Below are 18,777 nucleotides of genomic sequence, written 5' to 3' on the forward strand. Positions count from 1 at the left end.
TCGTCGCCAAGGCCGGGCGTGCGCTGGGCGTGGCCACCGAGGCCACGCCCGCGCCGTACCGCGACGCCTCCCACGAGCCCGCTGCCGCTGCCTTCGGGAGTGGCGCCGCCCCGAGCCGGGACACGGTCGACGTGGAGGCCATCGCGCCGAGCCGGGCCGCCCTCGCCGAGACCGGCGCCGCGGACGGGCGGGCCGCCGCTGCCCGGCGCCGGTGGGGAATGCGGATGCCGCGGACCGGGGTGCGGCTCGCCGCGGTCGGCGTGCTCGCCGCGGCGATCGCGACCGGCGTCACGGTGGTGCAGTCGTCCGGGGGCACGGACGAGCACGGGCGGCCCCGGCCGGTCGTGCCCGGCGTGCCCGCCGGACCGGTGGCCAACGCGTCCGAGGCGCTCGAACGCGCCGCGCATACCGCGGAGACGCGCCCGTTCACGCCGCCGCGACCCGACCAGTGGATCTTCGTCGAGTCCCGGATGCGCACCGGGAAGAAGCCGAACGGCTCGCGCTACAAGGACCCGGCCAGGACCGCCGTGGTGCGGCGCTGGCAGCGCGCGGACGGGAAGGTGAGCGCCGGCTACGAGAACGGCAGGCTCGTGCTGTCGGGCATGCTGCCGACGACGCCGCCGTCCGACTACGCCTCGCTCTCGGCGCTCCCCACCGATCCGAAGGCGCTGCTCGACCGGATCTACACGGACGTGGGCGGGCTCGGGGACACCCCCGAAGGGCGCTACAGCACCGCCTACGGCATGCTCGGCGCGATCCTGCGCGACCAGATGCTGCCGCCGCGCATCGAGGCGGCGGTCTTCCGGGCGATCAAGCTCATCCCCGGCGTGACCCTGGCCAAGGGACGCGCCGACGCCGCGGGCCGTCCGGCCATCGGGCTCGGCCGCGTCGCCGAGGGCTGGCTCCACGAGGAGCTGCTCCTCGACCCGAAGACGTACGCCTACCTCGGCGAACGGTCCGTGGCCCTGAAGAACCACACGAGCCGCGGCGACGACGGAACCCTGTCGGTGCGGAAGGGAGAACTCCAGAACCTCACCGTCCGCCTCAACGCAGGCATCGTAGACAAACCAGGCCAACGCCCCTGATCTAAGACGCCAAACGGAAGCGGCCGGCCCCAGTCCGGCCGCTCCATCACGCCCACTCCCGCCTGTCCGCGTCCAACCGGTTGCGTCTGCCCGGCCGCTCTTACGCGGCCGGGCAGACGCGACCGGCCGCTCTACAAGCCCGGTTCGCGCGCTGTCCTGGTCGGGTCCGCCCGGCCGTTCCGTGCGCCCGGCCGCTCCCGCATGCCCGGTCCGCGCGCCGTCCTGGTCGGTGTGCGGCGGTGTCGCGGGGCGGATCAGCGATGGGCTGTGGGTCGGGTCAGGGGTCGGTGAGGAGGCGGGCGGACGAGATCTCCAGGCGGGCCTGGATCTCGTCGGCGGTCGCGTGGCCGCGCAGCATCTCGATCATCTCCATCGTCCAGACGCTGGTGAGCGCCTTGGCGACGACGCGGCGCGGGTCGTCGGCGGGGATCTCGCTCTCGGGCCCGACGGCGGCGCGCAGCAGCAGGCCGGTCATGCGGTCGCCGAAGTCGGTCTTGACGTCCGAAAGCAGGAGTGAGCGGATCAGCGCCTCGGCCAGCTCGGGCTCGCGCATCAGGCCGCGGGTGGCGCGCATGAGCACCTCCACCGCCCGGTGCGGCGAGGCGCCGGCGCGCGGCGGGCGGCGCTCGATGCTGCCCTCCAGCAGGTCGAGCTCCTCGCTGACGACGGCGACGACGAGGTCCATCTTCGAGGGGAAGTAGCGGTACAGGGTGCCGAGCGCGACCCCGGCGCGCTCGGCCACGGTGCGCATCTGCATCGCCTCGATGCCGCCCCGCGAGGCGAGCGCGGCCGCCGCCTGGACGATGCGGCGCCGCCGCTGGTGCTGGCTCCGCGAGCGGACGCTCTGCCCGGCGCCCGCTCCCGCGCCCGTTCCCGCGCCGGGGCCCGTGGCCCGCCCGGGGGCGTCGGCCGCCGGGTCGTCCACCGCGGGCTGACCGGAGGCGTCGTCCTCGGTCACTGTCGGCTCTGCGGTCACGGTCGTCATCCCTCCATGGGCGGGCGGCGGCCCGCCTCGTTCGCCTGCTGCCCCCTAGCGTACAGCCCATGCGAGAACGTGTTATCTGAGCGGACGGCGCGCCGGACGCCGCCGGGCCGGGCGCCGGGTCCGGCGCACCGCCGCGAACGAGGAGAACCGGGGTTCCGGCGGTCCCGATCACGCCCCTGGACACAGACTAGAATCTGTTCTAGTTTTTCGCCTGAGAGTGGCGGGCAGGGCGGGCGGCGCGGCCAGGCGGGAGGTGTGCCCCGTGAGCGTGGCGGGATGGCTGGAGGCGCGGGCGGCCGACGACGGCGCCGGGCTGCGGTCCGCCGACGACGGACGGTCCTGGACGTGGCGCGAGGTCGTCGCCGAGTGCGCCGTCCGGGCCGCCTGGATGGCCCGGCAGGCGCGGGCGGACCGTCCCGTCCACGTGGGCGTTCTCCTCGACAACGTGCCTGAGCTGGTGTTCCTGCTCGGCGGGGCGGCTCTGTCGGGCGCGGTCGTCGTCGCGCTCAACCCGACGCGGAGCGCTGCCGAACTGGCGGACGACGCCGAGCGCGCCGACTGCGACCTCATCGTCACCCAGGCCGGTCACGCCGCACGGGCGGCCGCGCTCGCCCAGCTCCTCGAAGATCGCTGCGCGAACCAGAACGCCGACCGCGGCGCCAACCAGAACGCCGACCGCGGCGAAGACCGCCGGATGGACCGCGACGAGAACCGCCGGAGCGACGGTGGCGGAGATCGCCGGACGGACCGCGCTGAAGATCACCGGACGGATCGTGGTGAAGACCCCCGACCAGACCATCGGGCGGACCGGCGCCGGGAGCGCATTCCGGTCCACGACATCGACGGCGACGAGTACCGGACGCTGTTCAAGGGCTTCGAGGACGCGCCGCTCCCCGACACGTCCGCGATCGGCCCCGGCACGCTGCTCATGCTGATCTTCACGTCGGGCACGTCCGGGCGGCCTCGCGCGGTCCGCGTCACGCACCGGAAGGTGGTCGTGCCCGGCGAGAACCTCGCCGGGCGAATGCTGGACGCCGGGTCCGTTGTCTACTGCCCGATGCCGCTGTTCCACTCCGGCGCGGTCATGGCGGCGTACGCGCCCGCGCTGGCGGCCGGTGCCGAGCTGGTGCTGCGCGCCCGGTTCTCGGCGTCCGGCGTGCTGCCCGACGTGCGGGAACACGGCTGCACCTACATGCACTACGTCGGCAAGGCGCTGTCGTACGTGCTGGCCACGCCGCCCGGCGAGGACGACCGCGACAACCCGCTGAGGTTCGCGTTCGGGAACGAGGCCGCGCCGCTGGAGCAGAAGGCGTTCGGCGAGCGGTTCGGCTGCGTCGTCGTCGACGGCTACGGGTCCACGGAGACGGCGATCGCGCTGTCGGCCGACCCGAAGGGCCCGCCCGGGGCGCTCGGACGGCTCACCGAGGGCATCGCGATCCTCGATCCGGCGACCGGTGAGCCGTGCCCGCCCGCCCGGTTCGACGACGTCGGACGGCTGCTGAACGGCGACGAGGCGATCGGCGAGCTGGTCAACACGGCGGGGCTCGGGCTTTTCGACGGCTACTACAACGAGGACGCCCCGGACCGGCTCCGCGACGGCATGTTCTGGAGCGGCGACCACGCCTACGCCGACGCGGACGGCTACGTCTTCTTCGCCGGACGATCGGCCGACCGGCTCCGCGTGGACGGCGAGAACTTCGGCGCCGCGCAGGTGGAACGCGTTCTGGCGGAGCTGCCCGGCGTCCGCCAGCTCGCGGTGTACGGGGTCCCGGACGCGGCGTCCGGCGACCAGGTGATGCTGGCCTTGGCCGCCGACGACTTCGACCCCGAGGCGTTCGCGGCGTACCTGCGCGGGCGCGCGGACCTGAGCCCGAAGTGGCCGCCCCGGTACGTGCGGGTGGCGCGGGAGCTGCCCGCGACGGCGTCCAACAAGATCCTCAAGCGGCGGCTGGCGGGCGACGGCTGGCGCACCGACGACCCGGTGTGGTGGCGGCCCGGCCGCGACCTCGCCTACCGCCGGATGACCGCCGACGACGCGGCCCGGCTGCGGACCGAGTTCGAGCGGCGCGGCCGCCTGCACCTCCTGGAAGGGAGCGGATGAGTGGACTTCAACCTCGACGAGACCCAGCAAGAGATCAGGGGGCTCGCCGCGGACCTGCTCGCGCGCGAGTCCTCGCATGAGCGCCTGGAGGCGTTCGAGAAGCGCGGGAAGGACGATCCGGCGTACGACGTGGCGGCCTGGAAGGCGCTCGCGCAGGCGGGGCTGCTCGGGATCGTGCTGCCCGAGGACGCCGGCGGCGCGGGGCTCGGGCCCGTCGAGCTGGCGGTGATCCTCCGGGAGGCCGGCGCGCGGACCGCGCCCGTCCCGCTGTACGCGTCGCTGGCGCTGGCGGCCGTCCCGATCGGGCGGCACGGCACGGCGGAGCAGCGGGCGCTCCTCGCCCCGCTCGCCGAGGGCGAGACCGTCCTCACCGGCGCCTACCGGGAGGTCGGCCCGGCCGGCGAGGTCAACACGACCGCCCGCCCGGACGGGGACGGCCACGTCCTCGACGGGGTCAAGACCTTCGTGCCGTACGCGCGGGAGGCGGCCCGCATCCTGATCCCCGCCCGCGTCGAGGGCGGCGGCATCGGCGTCTTCCTCGTGGAGCCGGACGCGGTGACGATCACGCCGCAGCCGTCCGCGACCACCGAGCCGCTGTCGCGGGTCGCGCTCGACGGCGTCCGCGTCGGCCCGGACACCCTGCTCGGCGGCACCGCCGACGGCGCCGCCTGGGAGACGCTGCGCCGCTCCGCCGTCGCGGGCGCCGTCGCGCTCGCGTCCGGCGTGATCGAGGGCGCGCTGGAGCTGACCAAGGAGTACGTGAAGACGCGCGAGCAGTTCGACCGGGCGCTCGCGCAGTTCCAGGCCGTCACGATGCAGATCGGCGACGTCTACATCGCCAAGCGCGCCCTGGACGTGGCGGTCTGGGCGGGCGTGTGGCGTTTCGCCGAGGGCGCCGCCGACGCCGACGAGGACCTCGCGATCGCCGCGTACAACGCCTGCGACCCCGTCGTGAAGGCCCTGTACACCTGCCAGCACCTGCACGGCGGCATCGGCCTGGACGTCACCTACCCGCTGCACCGCTACTTCGCCTGGGGCAAGCAGCTCGGGCACCTCCTCGGCGGTGCGGAAGACCGCCTCGACTCACTCGGCGCGCTCGTGGCGCAGGAGGCCTGAAATGTTCATCGACCTGACCGCCGAGCAGAAGAGGCTGCGCGCCGAGCTGCGCGAGTACTTCCAGAACTGCCTGGACGCCGACCAGCGGGCCGCGATCGCGGACGACCCGTTCGGCACGTCCTACATGGAGCACTGCAAGCGGCTCGGCCACGACGGCATGCTCGGCGTCGCGCTGCCGAAGGAGTACGGCGGCCGCGGCTACGGCCCGCTGGAGCAGCAGATCTTCGCCAACGAGATCGCCCGCGCCGAGGTCCCGTACCCGATCATCACGCTGAACTCCGTCGCGCCGACGATCCTCCAGTACGGGACGGACGCGCACAAGGAGTACTTCCTGCCCCGGATCCTCGCGGGGGAGTGCCACTTCGCGATCGGCTACAGCGAGCCGGGCGCGGGCACCGACCTCGCGTCCCTGCGCACCACCGCGGTCAAGGACGGCGACCACTACGTCGTCAACGGGCAGAAGATCTTCACGTCGGGCGCGCACTACTCCGACTACGTCTGGCTCGCCGCCCGCACCGACCCCGCCGCGAAGAAGCACAAGGGCATCTCGATGCTCATCGTCGACTGCAAGGACCCGGGCTTCTCCTGGACGCCGATCGTCACGATGGACGGCCGCCACCACACCAACTCGACGTACTACCAGGACGTCCGCGTCCCGGCGGACATGCTGATCGGCGAGGAGAACAAGGGCTGGGACCTCATCGTCAACCAGCTCAACCACGAGCGGGTCACGCTCGGCCCGGCCGGCAACATCGGCAGCACCTACGACCGGTTCGCGGAGTGGGCCCGCACCACGAGGGGACGCGACGGCCGCCCGCTGATCGAGGAGCCCGCCGTCCGCCGCGCCGTCGCGCAGGTCCGCGCGTACCTCCGCGTCAACGAGCTGCTGAACTGGCAGGTCGCCGCCAACCAGGACCTCGGCTGGCTCGGCGCGCCCGACGCGTCCGCCACGAAGATCTACGGCTCGGAGCGCAAGCAGGACGTGGGCCGGATCGTCGGCGACGTCCTCGCCCGCTACGGCGACCCGGGCGACCCCGCCACCGCCGAGTTCCTCGAAACGCTCGACCACAGCGTCAAGGGCGCGGTCGTGCTGACCTTCGGCGGCGGCGTCAACGAGATCCAGCGCGAGCTGATCGCGATGCTCGGCCTCGGCCTGCCCCGCGCCCCGCGCTGACGAGAGGACCCCAGGTGCACGACGAACTGACCGCACTGGCCGAGCGGCTGGCCGCGGCGGGCGAGCGACCCTCGCCGCCGTGCCAGGACCCGGTGAACGCCGCGATGATCCGCAACTGGACACAGGCTCTCGGCGACCCCAGGACCTGGGACGACGTCGCGCCGCCCGCCATGATCCAGGTGTGGTCGATGCCCGGCCTCGAACGCAAGGCCGGCGGCGTCGCGGACGAGCCGCTGCGGCTGCTGGACGACAGCGGCTACACCGGCGTCGTCGCGACCAACTGCGAGCAGACCTACGACCGGTACGTCAAGGTCGGCGAGCGGCTCCACTCCACCATGCGGTTCGGCGGCGTCGCGGGCCCGAAGAACACCGCGATGGGCGAGGGCTACTTCGTCACCTGGTTCCAGAGCTGGTACGACGAGAACGACGAACGCGTCGCCGAGATGCTGTTCCGCGTCCTGAAGTTCAAACCCCGCAAGCGCCCCGCGAAACCGGCGGCGAAGAGCGGCCGCTACCCGCTGCGTCCCGCGATCGGCCCCGACACCGCGTTCTTCTGGGACGGCGTCCAAGCGGGCGAGCTGCGCATCCAGCGCTGCGCCGACTGCGGAACACTGCGCCACCCGCCGGGACCGATGTGCCCGTCCTGCCACTCCCTGAACCGGGACCACGTGGTCGCCTCAGGAAACGGCGAGGTGTACAGCTACGTCGTTCACCACCACCCGCCCGTCCCCGGCCGGACGCCGCCCTACGTGGTCGCGGTGGTCGAGCTTGAGGAGGGCGTCCGGATCGTCGGGAACGTCAACGGCTGCGCACCCGAGGACGTGCGGATCGGCATGCCCGTCCGCCTCGCCTTCGAGCGCATGGACGACGACCTGACCCTCCCGCAGTGGATCCCGGCCGACGCGCCACCACCCGAGACGAGGACGGCCGCCGAACCTGCCCCCATCCCGGACGACGCCCTCGCCATCGACCTGACCCCGACGTTCGTCATCTCGACCGCGCTGGCCACACGCGACTTCACGCCCGTCCATCACGACACGGCGCTGGCCCGCGCGCAGGGCTCGAAGGACATCTTCCTCAACATCCTCACCACGATCGGGCTCGTCCAGCGCTACGCCCTCGAAAAGCACCCCGGCGCCACACTGGAGAACATCGCGCTCCGCCTCGGCGCACCCGCCTACGCCGGAGACACGCTCGTCCTGACCGGTGAGCCGACCGGGGACCGCACCCTGACCGTCCGCGGCCGGGTGAGCCTGGGCGACCACGTCACGGCCACCGTCACCTTCAAGGAGACCTCATGACCCTGTCCGGCAAGGCGGCGATCGCCGGGATAGGCGCCACCGAGTTCTCCAAGGAGTCCGGCCGCTCCGAACTCCAGCTCGCCGCCGAAGCGTGCCTCGCCGCGATCCGCGACGCCGGCCTCGAACCCGCCGACGTCGACGGCCTCGTCACCTTCTCCGCCGACGCCAACGCGGAGATCGCCGTCCAGCGCGAACTGGGCATCCCCGCCCTGCGGTTCTTCTCCCGCGTCGAGTACGGCGGCGGCGCGGCCTGCGGCACCGTCGCGCACGCCGCCATGGCCGTCGCCACCGGCCAGGCCGACGCCGTCGTCTGCTACCGCGCGTTCAACGAGCGCTCCGGCCACCGCTTCGGCCAGGCCAACGCGTCCGGCCGCGCCGACTCGACCGGCCTGGAGTTCTCCTGGCACCTCCCCTTCGGCCTCGCCACCCCCGCCGCCTGGGTCGCGATGCAGGCCCGCCGCTACATGCACGAATACGGCGCGACCAGCGAGGACTTCGGCCGCGTCGCCGTCGCCATGCGCCGCCACGCGTCCACCAACCCCGCCGCGTGGTTCCACGACCGCCCGATCACCCTGGACGAGCACCAGTCGTCCCGCTGGATCGTGGACCCCCTCCACCTCCTGGACTGCTGCCAGGAGTCCGACGGCGGCGTGGCCCTGCTCGTCACGTCCGCCGAACGCGCCCGCGACCTCCCGCACCCGCCCGCCGTGATCGCCGCCGCCGCGCAGGGCACCGGCCCCGACCAGATGATGATGTTCAGCTACTACACGGGCGACATCGCCACCCTCCCCGCGATGGGCAACGTCGGCGACACCCTCTGGCGCCAGTCGGGCCTGGCCCCGTCCGACGTCCAGACCGCGATCCTCTACGATCATTTCACCCCGTTCGTCCTGGTTCAGCTGGAGGAACTGGGCTTCTGTGGACGCGGCGAGGCCAAGGACTACATCAAGGAGGGCGGCATTGAGCTCGGCGGCAGGCTGCCGGTCAACCCCAACGGGGGTCAGCTGGGTGAGGCGTACATCCACGGCATGAACGGCATCGCCGAGGGCGTCCGCCAGATCCGCGGCACCTCGGCGAACCAGGTCCCGGACGTTGAGAACGTCCTGGTGACGGCCGGCACAGGCGTCCCGACCAGCGGCCTAATCCTCACAACCCCCAACTAACACCCGCCCGGCGTCGCCACGTTGACGTCACCAGCGATAGGAAGACAGCGCCGAAGCCCCTTACGGTAAGTGACGTGAAATGCACGTCGGGCATCGGACGGTCGCACGACACCGGTCGAGAAGCTCCAACACCTCTGGACTGGCGTGAGCTGCTGAAGCTGGTGCCGCGCGAGCCCTTCATCCCGGACATCGGCTTGATCGGGCCGGTGCTGGACGACCCGGCGTCCTGGATCGACCGCCGCCAAGACCCGGACCGATGGCAGGCCATGGTGCGGAGCGACCTCGCGATCGGGACCCAACTCGACGACGGAACCGTCGACCTGACCGCCACCACAAAGGCGGATCCAGCGGCGATGGCGACCAGCTCATGTTCAGCGCCGCGCTTGGTGGCGGAGATGCTCACCCTCCTGGACGCCGCTCCCGACCATCGAGTTCTGGAGATCGGCACCGGAACCGGCTGGACCGCCGCGCTGCTGGCCCGCCAGGTAGGGCAGGGGAACGTCGTCACCATAGAGATCGATGAAGCCGTGGCCGCACGTGCGACCGCCAACCTGGAATCCGCCGGATATGCGCCACGCGTGGTCGTGGGCGACGGCGCACACGGATGGCCGGACGCCGCACCCTACGATCGAGTGCACGTCACCGCCGGAGCGGCGACGGTCCCGTATGCGTGGGTGGAGCAGACCAGGCGGGGCGGAGTGATCGTCCTGCCGTGGATGCCGGGCTGGGACGGCGCAGGCCACCTGCTCAACCTCACCGTCCAGGACGGCGCGGCAAGAGGACGCATGGCGGGGCAGTGCGGCTTCATGCTGCTACGCGATCAGCGTCCCACGGTGAAACCGCTCACCGGCGAAGCACGAGAATCCACGACCGGCTTCGATCTCGGGGTGTTCTTCGCTGAGCAAGGTGGGCTCGCCCTCGCCGTCGCGGGCTTGCTCCCAGGCGTCTCCGGCAGCGCCGGCCAGCATGCGGATGGAACCCTCCGCGTGGCAGCCCGCTCAGCGACCTCGCACGCACTGGCCGTCCGCAGTCCAGGCACGGGTGAAACGCTGGTGCGCCAACGCGGCCCCCGCAACCTGTGGAACGAGTTGCAAGAGGCGTTCCGCTGGTGGAAGCAGCACAACTGCCCGAGCCCGGAGCGATACGGCGCAACCGTGACCCGAGACGGCCTGCACCTATGGCTCGACGACCCAAAGAATCCTGTCAGGAGCGTGTGATGGGCAAACACGGCAAGCAGGAGGACTGCTCGATGTGCAACGGCACGGGGCAGCAGACCGTCAACATGGACAACAAGACCGAACACAGGTCCTGCTCAGGCTGCCGAGGCACCGGCAAGGTCTGACTAGTGCGCGGAAGGAAAGCGGTCGAGGTGGCGGACGATCTCCTCGGCGGTCTCCTGGAGGTCGATGAGCGGGCGCCGGACGTAGCGCTTCGGGGAGGCCCACCAGCAGAAGTGCTGCCGGTGAACCCAGACGTTGAGGCCCTGTAGGGCGACGAGGCAGACTCCGCGATCCTCGCTGCCGCACGTCCCTTGGAATCCCCGCCGCGTGACGTTGAGGAGGAGGCACTGCGCGGCCGTCCCCGGATGGACCTCGAACGACCGTCCCGCCCACTGGCATGGCAGCGGCAACGCGAACCAGACGGTCTTCCCTCGGACGACCTGCTCGGCGAGGCGTGAGCGCGTCGGCGAACTGCCCCACGCGGAGGTGACTCCGCCGAGCAGGCCGAGCCCCTTGCCGTGCTCGTCCAGCAACCCCGCCCCGGACGCGCGGGGGAGCGCGTCCCGCGCGCCGTCGAACACCGAGACGACGAGCTGAGGAGCGGGCACGGTCCGCGCCCAAACCCAAAGCTCAGGCGATGTAGGCGGCCCGACGCCCAGGACGGGACGCCCGTACCGCAACGCGTTGGTGGCCGTCTCGGACACGGCGAGCCTGCCGTCCTCGATCACGTCCCGGCCGAGCCCGAGCCCCGCCATGGCCTCCCCCAGCAACGCCCGAGCCGCCGCCGGCCCGCTCTCGTCCAAAGGAAGCCGCCAAGCCCACACCCCACCCGTGGCCAGTTCGGGCATCTTCGCATCGTCCATCGTGAGCTCTTTCGTCGGCGGACCAGCTCCGCGCATATGGTGATCAATCAGTCACTCTGTGTGCTCGATCGGGTTCACATGGTGCGCCGGTGGCCCTCTAGGGCGCAACTGTTTTAAGGAAGAAATCTGTGATCGTTTTGAGTTGGCTCGCGGATTCCGCTTGTGGGCCGACTACGGAGCGGGCATGCTCGGTCACATGTCAGCCAGGCCGCCCACCATCCGCGAACGCCGTCTCGCCGGTGAACTTCGGCGACTCCGTGAGACGACCACGCCCCTCAACCTGGAGGAGGCCGCCGAGCGGCTCGGCTGGAGCAAAACCAAGCTGTCTCGGATCGAGAATGCGATCCGTCGAGTCACCTCGGCCGAGGTGCAGGAGATGCTCGCGCTCTACGGGTTGAGCGGCCCGCGCTGTGACGCGCTGGTCGACTTCTGCAAGACGAGCAGGCAGCGAGGCTGGTGGGACACCTACGAGGCTAGTCTCCCGACGGACTATGCCACCTATATGGGGCTTGAGGCCGAAGCGGAGTGGCTCAACTCGTACACGATGGGGCTCGTCCACGGGCTGATGCAGACCGACGACTACACCTTCCACGTAGTTAAGTCGATCTTGATGCGCTTCGCCCCCGTCTCTGAAGTGGAACGACGCGTCGCCGCCCGTATGGCTCGCCAGAGGGCATGGCTGGAACGTGAGGAACCGGCGCGACTGTGGACCGTCCTGGACGAGATGGCGCTCAAGCGAGTCATAGGTGACCCCGAGGTGATGCGTGCCCAGTACCGGCGCATCATCGAGCTGGCCGACCTGCCGAACGTGATGTTGCAGATCATGCCGTTCGGTGCGGGCGGCCATCCTGGCGTCGTCGGCAGCTTCGCCATCCTCGGCTTCCCCGAGCGCTTCACGCCGGACGTCGTGTACGTGGAGAACATGACCAGCGCCTTGTACATCGAGGAGGAGCGGGAGGTCCACACGTACGCGCTGGCGTTCGAGCAGATGGCGGCCATGGCACTGAGTCCCCGGGAGTCGCTGGCTATGATCGAACAGCTAGCAGGACAATGACGCACAAGGAGGGGCAAAGTGTCCAACCTTCGTCCTGATCGAGCCACGTTCCGAAAGAGCAGTTACAGCGAAGGCGCGAACGGGTGCGTGGAGGTCTGCGCCGCCGGTTCCCAGCACTTCGTCCGCGACTCGAAGAATCCGCATGGGGGTACGCTCGTCTTGGACGGGGCGTCCTGGAAGCTGCTGGTTGGACGGATCAAGCAAGGCGCGCTGGACTGGTAGCCACGTCATCATCGGACGTCCCTCGCTGCATCGCCGCTGGCGATGCCCGAACGGCTCGGACGACGGTGATCGTTAGGAGTGGCACGATGTCCGATCTCATCCAGACCGCCTTCCGGAAGAGCAGCCACAGTGAGGGCGGCAACGGGTGCGTGGAGGTCTGCGCCGCCGGTTCCCAGCACTTCGTCCGCGACTCGAAGGACCCCCACGACGGCGCCCTCGTCTTGGACGGGGCGGCCTGGGGCGCGCTGGTGGGGCGGATCAAGCACGGCGCGCTCGACCTGTAGCACCTCCCCTGGACGGCGGCAGGGTGGTGCCATCGCCTGGCTGGTGAGCCGGGGCGTCCGCAGGTGTTAGTTGGCGTTGCCGGCTTGGTTTGGGGGGAGGTTCAGGCCCTCCTCCATGATGGCGAAGGCGGCGTCCACCGTTTCGGAGAGGGTGCCGAAGGCGTTCTCGTAGCGGCGGGCGACGTCGGCGGCGGCCTGGAAGCCGCAGGTGGCGGCTGAGGCGATCACGTGCGGGCGCAGGTCGGACGCGGCGTCCAGGCCCATGCGCTCGGCGATGATGTCGGTCAGGATCTGCTGCTTCTTCTGCGCGTGCTCCAGGCTGCCGGCCATGAGGGTGGGGCTCTCGGCCATCATCGTGAGCAGGCACTGGAAGCGGCTCGGGTCGAAGCCCAGCTCGCCGCGCTCGCAGGCGCGGGCGATCTCCACCACGGTGTGGCGCAGCGCGGTCATGATCGGCTCGTCCGGGGGGCGCTCGGCCAGCGCCGCCATGACGGCGCGGGTCTGCTCCTCCTGGAAGGTGAGCGCGACGTCCTCTTTCGAGGCGAAGTAGCGGAAGAACGTCCGGGACGAGACGTCCACGCGGTCGGCGATCTCCTCGACGGTGGTGGCGTCGAACCCCTTCTCGGCGAAGAGGCTGAACGCGGCGTCGACGAGCGCCTCGCGGGTGCGCTGCTTCTTGCGTTCGCGCCTGCCCGGGGGCTGGGTGCCGGGACCCGCGGGGTGGGCCTCGGGGGCGGTCGCGGTCATGTGCGAAGTGTAACGATCCGAAGACCTCCAGCCAACCGGCAGGTGACGACTGATGTCGTGATCTGAATCATGTCCTGGTGTGTCGGTCGGCATTTGACGACAAGTGTCGTGGTGTGACAGTTTTAGGCATCCGCAACGTCGAGCCCCTCGTACGGAGGCCGAAGATGACTCAGTCGCAGGGCGCCGAGGTGCTCAACTCGGGCCCCGTCCAACGCTCCGCGCCGCCCGGCCGGCGAGCGCGCTCCGGGTACGGGCACCCGTGGCTCACGCTCGTGGCCGTCGCGCTCGGCGTGATGATGGTCGGCCTGGACGCCACCGTCGTGTCCATCGCCAACCCCGCGATCGCCAAGGACCTCGGAGCCGACCTGTCCGGCCTCCAGTGGGTCACCAACGCCTACCTGCTCTCGCTCGCCGTCACGCTGATCCCCGCCGGGAAGATCGCCGACCGGTTCGGGCGCAAGCGCACCTTCCTCGCCGGGGTGATCGGGTTCGCCGCCGCCTCGGTCCTCATCGGGCTGTCCGGCGGCCTCGGGATGGTCATCTTCTGGCGGGTCGTGCAGGGGTTCGCGGGGGCGCTCCTGCAGCCCGCGAGCCTCGCCATCCTGCGCAACACGTTCCCGCCCGACAAGCTGAACGCCGCGATCGGCATCTGGGGCTCCACGGTCGGCATCTCGATCGCCGGCGGGCCCATCGTCGCCGGGCTGCTCGTCGAGAACGTCAACTGGGAGTCGGTGTTCTTCCTGAACGCGCCGCTCGGCGTGGTCGCGCTGCTCGTGGGCCTGTGGGTGATCCGCGAGTCCCGGGACGAGGAGGCGCGGGGCTCGTTCGACATCCCCGGCGTCGCGCTGCTGACCGGTGCGCTGTTCGCGCTGGTCTGGGGCCTGATCAAGGCCGGCGAGCACGGCTTCGGCGACGCGGTGCCGCTGGTGTCGTTCGCCGCCGCCGCGGTGCTGCTCGCCGCATTCGTGGCCAACGAGACGCGCGCCGAGAGCCCGCTGCTGCCGCTCGGCCTGTTCCGCTCGGTGTCGCTGTCGGCGGCGACGGGCCTCATCGTCCTCGGCTTCTTCGGGATGTTCGGGACGATCTTCTTCATCACCCTGTACCTCCAGCAGGTGCACGGGATGAGCCCGGTGGACGCGGGCGTCCGGATGCTGCCGATGACCGGGATCTTCATCGTGGCGTCGCCGATCGCGGGCGCGCTGACGAACCGGTTCGGGCCGCGGCTGCCGCTGGCGCTCGGGATGGGCTTCACCGCCGCGGCGATGTTCGGGCTCGCGCGGATCGGCGTCGACGCCCCGTACGTGCAGCTCTGGCCGTGGTTCGTGCTGGTCGGGCTGGCGTTCGGCATGGTGATCGTCGCGGGGACGGAGGCCATCGTCGGCAACGCCCCGGCGCATCTCGCGGGCGTCGCGGGCGGGCTCCAGCAGACGGCGTCGCAGATCGGCGGCGTGCTCGGCACCTCGGTGCTCGGCGTGCTGATGTCCACCAAGGTCGGGGACGTGCTGGTCGACCGGCTGACCGGCGCGGGCGTGCCCGGCACTGCGGCGCAGCAGCTGTCCGGCCAGGGCGGCATCGTGTCGCAGGGCGTCGCCCCGGTCCCGCCCGGGACCCCGGCGCCGACCGCGGAGGCGATCACGAACGGCAGCCACCTCGCGTTCATGGACGGCTTCCAGACCTCGCTGACCGTCGCCGGAGCCGTGGCCGTCGTCGCGATCCTCGCGGCGCTGCTCGTCCGCCGCGGCAGCACCCCGGTCGACGGCGCCGCCGTCGCCTAGCAGGCGGACGAAGGCGTCTGGCCGGCGCACGGAGGCCCTGGCCACGCACGCGAGCGCGTTGACGACGCGGGGAGGCGACGCCGGAGGCGAGCCTCCCCGCGGAGATCGCGAAGCGATGCAGCGCTCGCCCAAGCACGGTCGCGATGCGAGCCGCAAGGCGAGCATCGCGGGCCGGGATTGCACAAATACAGCGGCACGTCGTCCCATGTAAGGCCGCCCCGGGACGGCGTGCTGCGCTCCTCGCACGAGAGGCATGGACGCGTGGCCGCGACGCATGGTTTCCGATCGACGTTCCGGGTATCGGCCGTCCGACACTTCATGAGCACCTAGGCTCGGGACGATGCACGGATTTCTGAGGCGGTATCCCGCACCGCTCGCCTTCCTGGGACTGTTCGGCGCCATGTGGCTGGTGCAGGTCTGCGTCCTGCCGCCGGGCGACCGGCACGCGGTCATCGCGTGGGCCAGCACGAACCTCGCCAACCTGGCCGTCAACCCCGTCGGCTCGATGGTCGCGTCGGCGTTCGTCGCGGAGGGGTCGCAGGGGGTGCTGCTGGTCCTGGCCGCGGTCGGGCTGTTCCCAGTGACGCGCCGGTTCGGCAATGCGCGCACGGTGCTGCTCGTGTCCATCTCGCACGTGCTCGGGACGGTCGTCAGCCAGGGGATCGCGTTCGTCCGGCTGGAGCTCGGCCTCCTGTCCGACTCGATCCGGACGATCCCGGACGTCGGCCCGTCCTACGTGCTGTGCGCCGCGCTCGTGGCGGCGTTCCTGTACGGTCCGGGGCGCTGGCGGCGGCTGGTGCCGCTCGCCGGGTGGTGCGCGCTCGTCCCGGTGCTGTTCGACGGGCTGCTGTCGCTGGACGTCGCCGCGGTCGGGCATCTCGTCGCCATGGTGACGGGCGCCCTGGTCGGCGGGCTGCTCCTGCTGCTGGAGCGGCGGCGCGCGGGCGCCGGTGGGCGCGCGTCCGCCCAGGTCGCGCACGCGATCGAGGTCGCGGGGGCGGCCGAGGCGAAGGTCGCGCGGGCCGTCACCGGGGTCGTGGACGCCGCCACCCCGCACGGAACCGGTAGGGCCGTCCCCTCCGAGTCCTGAGGTCCGCGGACGGCGTCAGCTCGGGTCGGGGCTCGGCGCGGGGTTCGTCGTCGGATTCGGGCTGGGCGTTCCGGGGTCCTGCGCGGGCGGGTCCTCGGGGGTGGTGGGCGGTGCGGGGTCCGTGGTGCCCGGGCCGTCGTCCGGAGGCGTCGTGGGGTCGGGCGTGTCGTCCGGCGGGGTGGTGGGCGTCTCGTCGGGCGGGGTGGTCGGCTTCTCCGGCTTGGACGGGGTGCTCGACGCCGGCTTCTTGCCGGCGGACGGGTCCGCCGCGGGCTTCCGCGCGGGCGTGCCCGGAGCGGTGCCGCCGGTGCTCCCGGTGGATCCTCCGGCGGCCTCCGGCTGGCCGTCGAACGCGCTCGTGACCGGGTTGCCGGACGCGTCGGTCTTCGTCCCGCCCGTCGAGCGTTCGGAACCGGTGAGGGCAGGCGGGCTCTGCTGCCCGTTCGTCCCGGTGGACGCGGGCTCGGTGTGGCCGTTGCTCGCGGTGGGCACCAGCGACGCGGCGCCGCCGCCCTTGGCCGTGGGCCAGGAGACGAGCAGCCCGACGACGGCGGCGGCGGACGCGGCGATCCCGGCGACCGCGCCGAGCCCCTTGGAGACCATCCCGCCGGACGCGCCGCGCCTGCCCGACCGCTGCGCGCCGTGCTTGCGGGACGCGTCGCCCTGGCCGATCACGACGAGCGGGCTCGGCGAGATGACGCTCGGCAGGGGCCGGACGGCCTCCTCCTCGCAGGCGGCGAGGACCTGGTCGCGCAGCCAGCCGGGGGCCTGCGACGGGGCCCGCCGGGCGAGGAGCTGCGGCAGCCTGCCCTTCTCGAACGCCGTGATCAGCTCGGGCTGCGCTCCGGCCGTCCCGCGCATGAGGGTGTCGAGGACGGAGCGCTCCAGGCGGGTGCGGGCGGCGTTGAGGAGCTGGGCGACGGTGTCGGGGGCGATGCCGAGGACGCGGGCGATGTCGTGCGGTTCGAGCCATTCGCCCGCCCACAGCAGCAGCACCTCGCGGTGGTCGGCGCGGAGGGTGCCGGCGGCGCGCAGCAGCGGGTCCTGCCCGGCGAACAGCAGGCCGCCGCGGCCGCCGAGCGCGCCGCGGTCGGCGAAGGCGCCGCGCTCGGCGCAGGCCGAGCGGGAGAGCGAGTAGAGCCAGAGCACGCTGTCGCCCCGCGGCGGCTGGTGCACCGCCGCGGCGAAGGTGTCGGCGACGGCCGCCGCCGCGCCCTCGTCGCCGAGCAGCGACCAGCAGTGGGCGTAGAGGCGGGCGGCGTGCGCGTCGTAGAGGGAGCCGAGGTCTCCGCGCATGTGACCTCCCGGTTCGTCGCTGCCGGTGCCGGTCCGTCCGCGAACACCAGGACATACCGGCGGGTATCGGGACTCTAGCGTCTTCCGTCAACAGGTGAGAAGTCCGGGACCGGACAGCGTGTCGAATAGTACCCACCGTGACCGGATCCACTGCTGAGCGTGACGGTTCACACGAATTTAAACAACTTCACGAGATTTGTCGGATTCCTGATCCGGTTCACCAGGGAAGGATTCGAACCCGTGATCGAATTCGGAGGGGGGCCGACGGTGACGCGCCTGACCGTGGACGACGTCTACCAGTACATATGCGGCGTCTGTTTCAAGACCGGTCCGCCGGGGACCGTGGGGGCCGAGACCGAGTGGCTCGTGGTCGAGGCGTCCGACCCGTCCGCGCACGTGCCCGCGCGGCGGGTCCGGGCGCTCGTCGAGGCGGCCGGGCCGCCCGCGGGCGGCAGCCGGATCACCTACGAGCCCGGCGGGCAGCTTGAGCTGAGCTCCGCGCCGTTCCCTGGGCTCGCGCCGCTGCACGCCGCGCTGGCGGGCGACATCGCGCACGTCCGGGACGCGCTCGCACCGGCCGGGCTGGCGCTCGCCGGCCACGGGGTCGACCCCGTCCGGCGGCCGTACTTCCAGGCCGAGCATCCCCGCTACCAGTGCATGCGCGACTTCTTCACCGCGAGCGGCTACGCGGACGCCGGGCTCGCGATGATGTGCTCGACCGCGTCCGTCCAGGTGTGCCTGGACATCGGCGCCGACACCGCCGACGCGGCCCGCCGCTGGCGGCTCGCGCACGCGCTCGGGCCCGTGCTCGTCGCCGCGTTCGCGAACTCGCCGCTGCGCGCCGGGCGCCGCACCGGGCTGCGCTCGTCCCGGCAGGGCATCTGGACCGAGCTCGACCCGGCCCGGACCCTGCCCGTCCTGCGGGACGGCGCGGACGCCGATCCCGCCGAGGCGTGGACCCGCTACGCCCTCGACGCGCAGGTCATGCTCGTGAAGACGGCGGCCGGTACGTGGGTGTCGGACCCGGGCATGTCGTTCCGCGAGTGGATCGACAAGGGGGAGCCGGGCGAGGCCGACCTCGACTACCACCTGTCGACGCTGTTCCCGCCCGTCCGCCCGCGCGGCTGGCTGGAGCTGCGCATGATCGACGCGCTGCCCGCGCGGTACTGGCCCGTCCCGGTCGCCGTCGCCGCCGCGCTGCTGGACGACCCGGCCGCGTCCGCAGTGGCCGAGGCGGCGACGGAGCCGGTCGCGGACCGGTGGGCGGACGCCGCCCGCTGCGGCCTGTCCGACGCGGCCCT

At 72.0% G+C, this 18,777-nt stretch carries 18 protein-coding genes; 14 read left to right on the forward strand and 4 right to left on the reverse strand.

Features of this window, described 5'->3' with window-relative positions:
- Positions 1–1,085: CU044_5270 family protein (locus E1300_RS50565; protein ID WP_165503145.1), on the forward strand; the 1,085-nt coding region annotated here is incomplete at its 5' end.
- 277 nt (positions 1,086–1,362) lie between these two features.
- On the opposite strand, the gene E1300_RS36175 is transcribed toward E1300_RS50565, so the two are convergent.
- Positions 1,363–1,890, reverse strand: a complete 528-nt coding sequence (locus E1300_RS36175) for a TetR family transcriptional regulator (protein ID WP_242619607.1) — start codon at positions 1,888–1,890, stop codon at positions 1,363–1,365.
- A 442-nt stretch (positions 1,891–2,332) separates the two neighbouring features.
- Here E1300_RS36175 and E1300_RS36180 point away from each other — a divergent pair, with 442 nt between their 5' ends.
- The 7 genes from E1300_RS36180 (at position 2,333) to E1300_RS53610 (ending at position 10,267) form a co-directional block, all read left to right on the forward strand.
- Positions 2,333–4,171, forward strand: a complete 1,839-nt coding sequence (locus tag E1300_RS36180; protein WP_131761624.1) for an AMP-binding protein — start codon at positions 2,333–2,335, stop codon at positions 4,169–4,171.
- Positions 4,172–5,287: an acyl-CoA dehydrogenase family protein gene (locus E1300_RS36185; RefSeq protein ID WP_131761625.1), complete on the forward strand. Its 1,116-nt coding sequence runs from the start codon at positions 4,172–4,174 to the stop codon at positions 5,285–5,287. It begins immediately after the preceding gene.
- A 1-nt stretch (position 5,288) separates the two neighbouring features.
- Entirely contained in the window at positions 5,289–6,461 is a 1,173-nt protein-coding gene (locus tag E1300_RS36190) for an acyl-CoA dehydrogenase family protein (protein WP_131761626.1), read from the forward strand.
- Positions 6,462–6,475: 14 nt separating this feature from the next.
- Positions 6,476–7,762, forward strand: coding sequence for an OB-fold domain-containing protein (locus E1300_RS53605; RefSeq protein ID WP_131761627.1), 1,287 nt, complete (start codon positions 6,476–6,478; stop codon positions 7,760–7,762).
- A complete protein-coding gene (locus tag E1300_RS36200; protein WP_131761628.1) occupies positions 7,759–8,925 on the forward strand; it encodes a lipid-transfer protein in 1,167 nt (388 codons plus the stop codon). The genes E1300_RS53605 and E1300_RS36200 overlap by 4 nt, the downstream gene beginning before the upstream one ends.
- 74 nt (positions 8,926–8,999) lie before the next feature.
- The gene (locus E1300_RS36205; RefSeq protein WP_242619605.1) at positions 9,000–10,142 is read left to right on the forward strand and encodes a methyltransferase domain-containing protein; all 1,143 of its coding nucleotides are present in this window, start codon (positions 9,000–9,002) and stop codon (positions 10,140–10,142) included.
- Entirely contained in the window at positions 10,142–10,267 is a 126-nt protein-coding gene (locus tag E1300_RS53610) for a hypothetical protein (protein ID WP_278045413.1), read from the forward strand. Before E1300_RS36205 ends, E1300_RS53610 begins: the two co-directional genes overlap by 1 nt.
- Here E1300_RS53610 and E1300_RS36210 read toward each other — a convergent pair whose 3' ends face one another.
- A complete protein-coding gene (locus E1300_RS36210; protein WP_131761629.1) occupies positions 10,268–11,008 on the reverse strand; it encodes an ATP-binding protein in 741 nt (246 codons plus the stop codon).
- 184 nt (positions 11,009–11,192) lie between these two features.
- Here E1300_RS36210 and E1300_RS36215 point away from each other — a divergent pair, with 184 nt between their 5' ends.
- From E1300_RS36215 to E1300_RS36225, 3 genes are all read left to right on the forward strand, one after another.
- Complete coding sequence (locus E1300_RS36215; RefSeq protein ID WP_242619606.1) at positions 11,193–12,062, forward strand: helix-turn-helix domain-containing protein; 870 nt, start codon at positions 11,193–11,195, stop codon at positions 12,060–12,062.
- An 18-nt stretch (positions 12,063–12,080) separates the two neighbouring features.
- Positions 12,081–12,284 carry a DUF397 domain-containing protein gene (locus E1300_RS36220; protein WP_131761630.1) on the forward strand — a complete coding sequence of 68 codons (204 nt, stop codon included), beginning with the start codon at positions 12,081–12,083 and terminating at the stop codon, positions 12,282–12,284.
- A gap of 86 nt (positions 12,285–12,370) precedes the next feature.
- Complete coding sequence (locus E1300_RS36225; protein ID WP_131761631.1) at positions 12,371–12,568, forward strand: DUF397 domain-containing protein; 198 nt, start codon at positions 12,371–12,373, stop codon at positions 12,566–12,568.
- A gap of 66 nt (positions 12,569–12,634) precedes the next feature.
- On the opposite strand, the gene E1300_RS36230 is transcribed toward E1300_RS36225, so the two are convergent.
- Entirely contained in the window at positions 12,635–13,315 is a 681-nt protein-coding gene (locus E1300_RS36230; protein WP_131761632.1) for a TetR family transcriptional regulator, read from the reverse strand.
- A 164-nt stretch (positions 13,316–13,479) separates the two neighbouring features.
- Between E1300_RS36230 and E1300_RS36235 the strand changes: the two genes are divergently transcribed.
- Positions 13,480–15,090, forward strand: coding sequence for an MFS transporter (locus E1300_RS36235; RefSeq protein ID WP_131761633.1), 1,611 nt, complete (start codon positions 13,480–13,482; stop codon positions 15,088–15,090).
- Between the two features lie 340 nt (positions 15,091–15,430).
- Positions 15,431–16,180, forward strand: a complete 750-nt coding sequence (locus E1300_RS36240) for a rhomboid family intramembrane serine protease (protein ID WP_131761634.1) — start codon at positions 15,431–15,433, stop codon at positions 16,178–16,180.
- Positions 16,181–16,195: 15 nt separating this feature from the next.
- On the opposite strand, the gene E1300_RS36245 is transcribed toward E1300_RS36240, so the two are convergent.
- On the reverse strand, positions 16,196–17,476 hold the full coding sequence (locus E1300_RS36245; protein WP_131761635.1) for a hypothetical protein: 1,281 nt from the start codon (positions 17,474–17,476) through the stop codon (positions 16,196–16,198).
- Between the two features lie 240 nt (positions 17,477–17,716).
- Here E1300_RS36245 and egtA point away from each other — a divergent pair.
- The coding region (gene egtA, locus E1300_RS36250; RefSeq protein WP_370785503.1) for an ergothioneine biosynthesis glutamate--cysteine ligase EgtA at positions 17,717–18,777 on the forward strand (1,061 nt) is incomplete at its 3' end.

This window comes from Actinomadura fibrosa, from assembly GCF_900659615.1.
In the GTDB taxonomy this organism is placed as follows: domain Bacteria; phylum Actinomycetota; class Actinomycetes; order Streptosporangiales; family Streptosporangiaceae; genus Spirillospora; species Spirillospora fibrosa.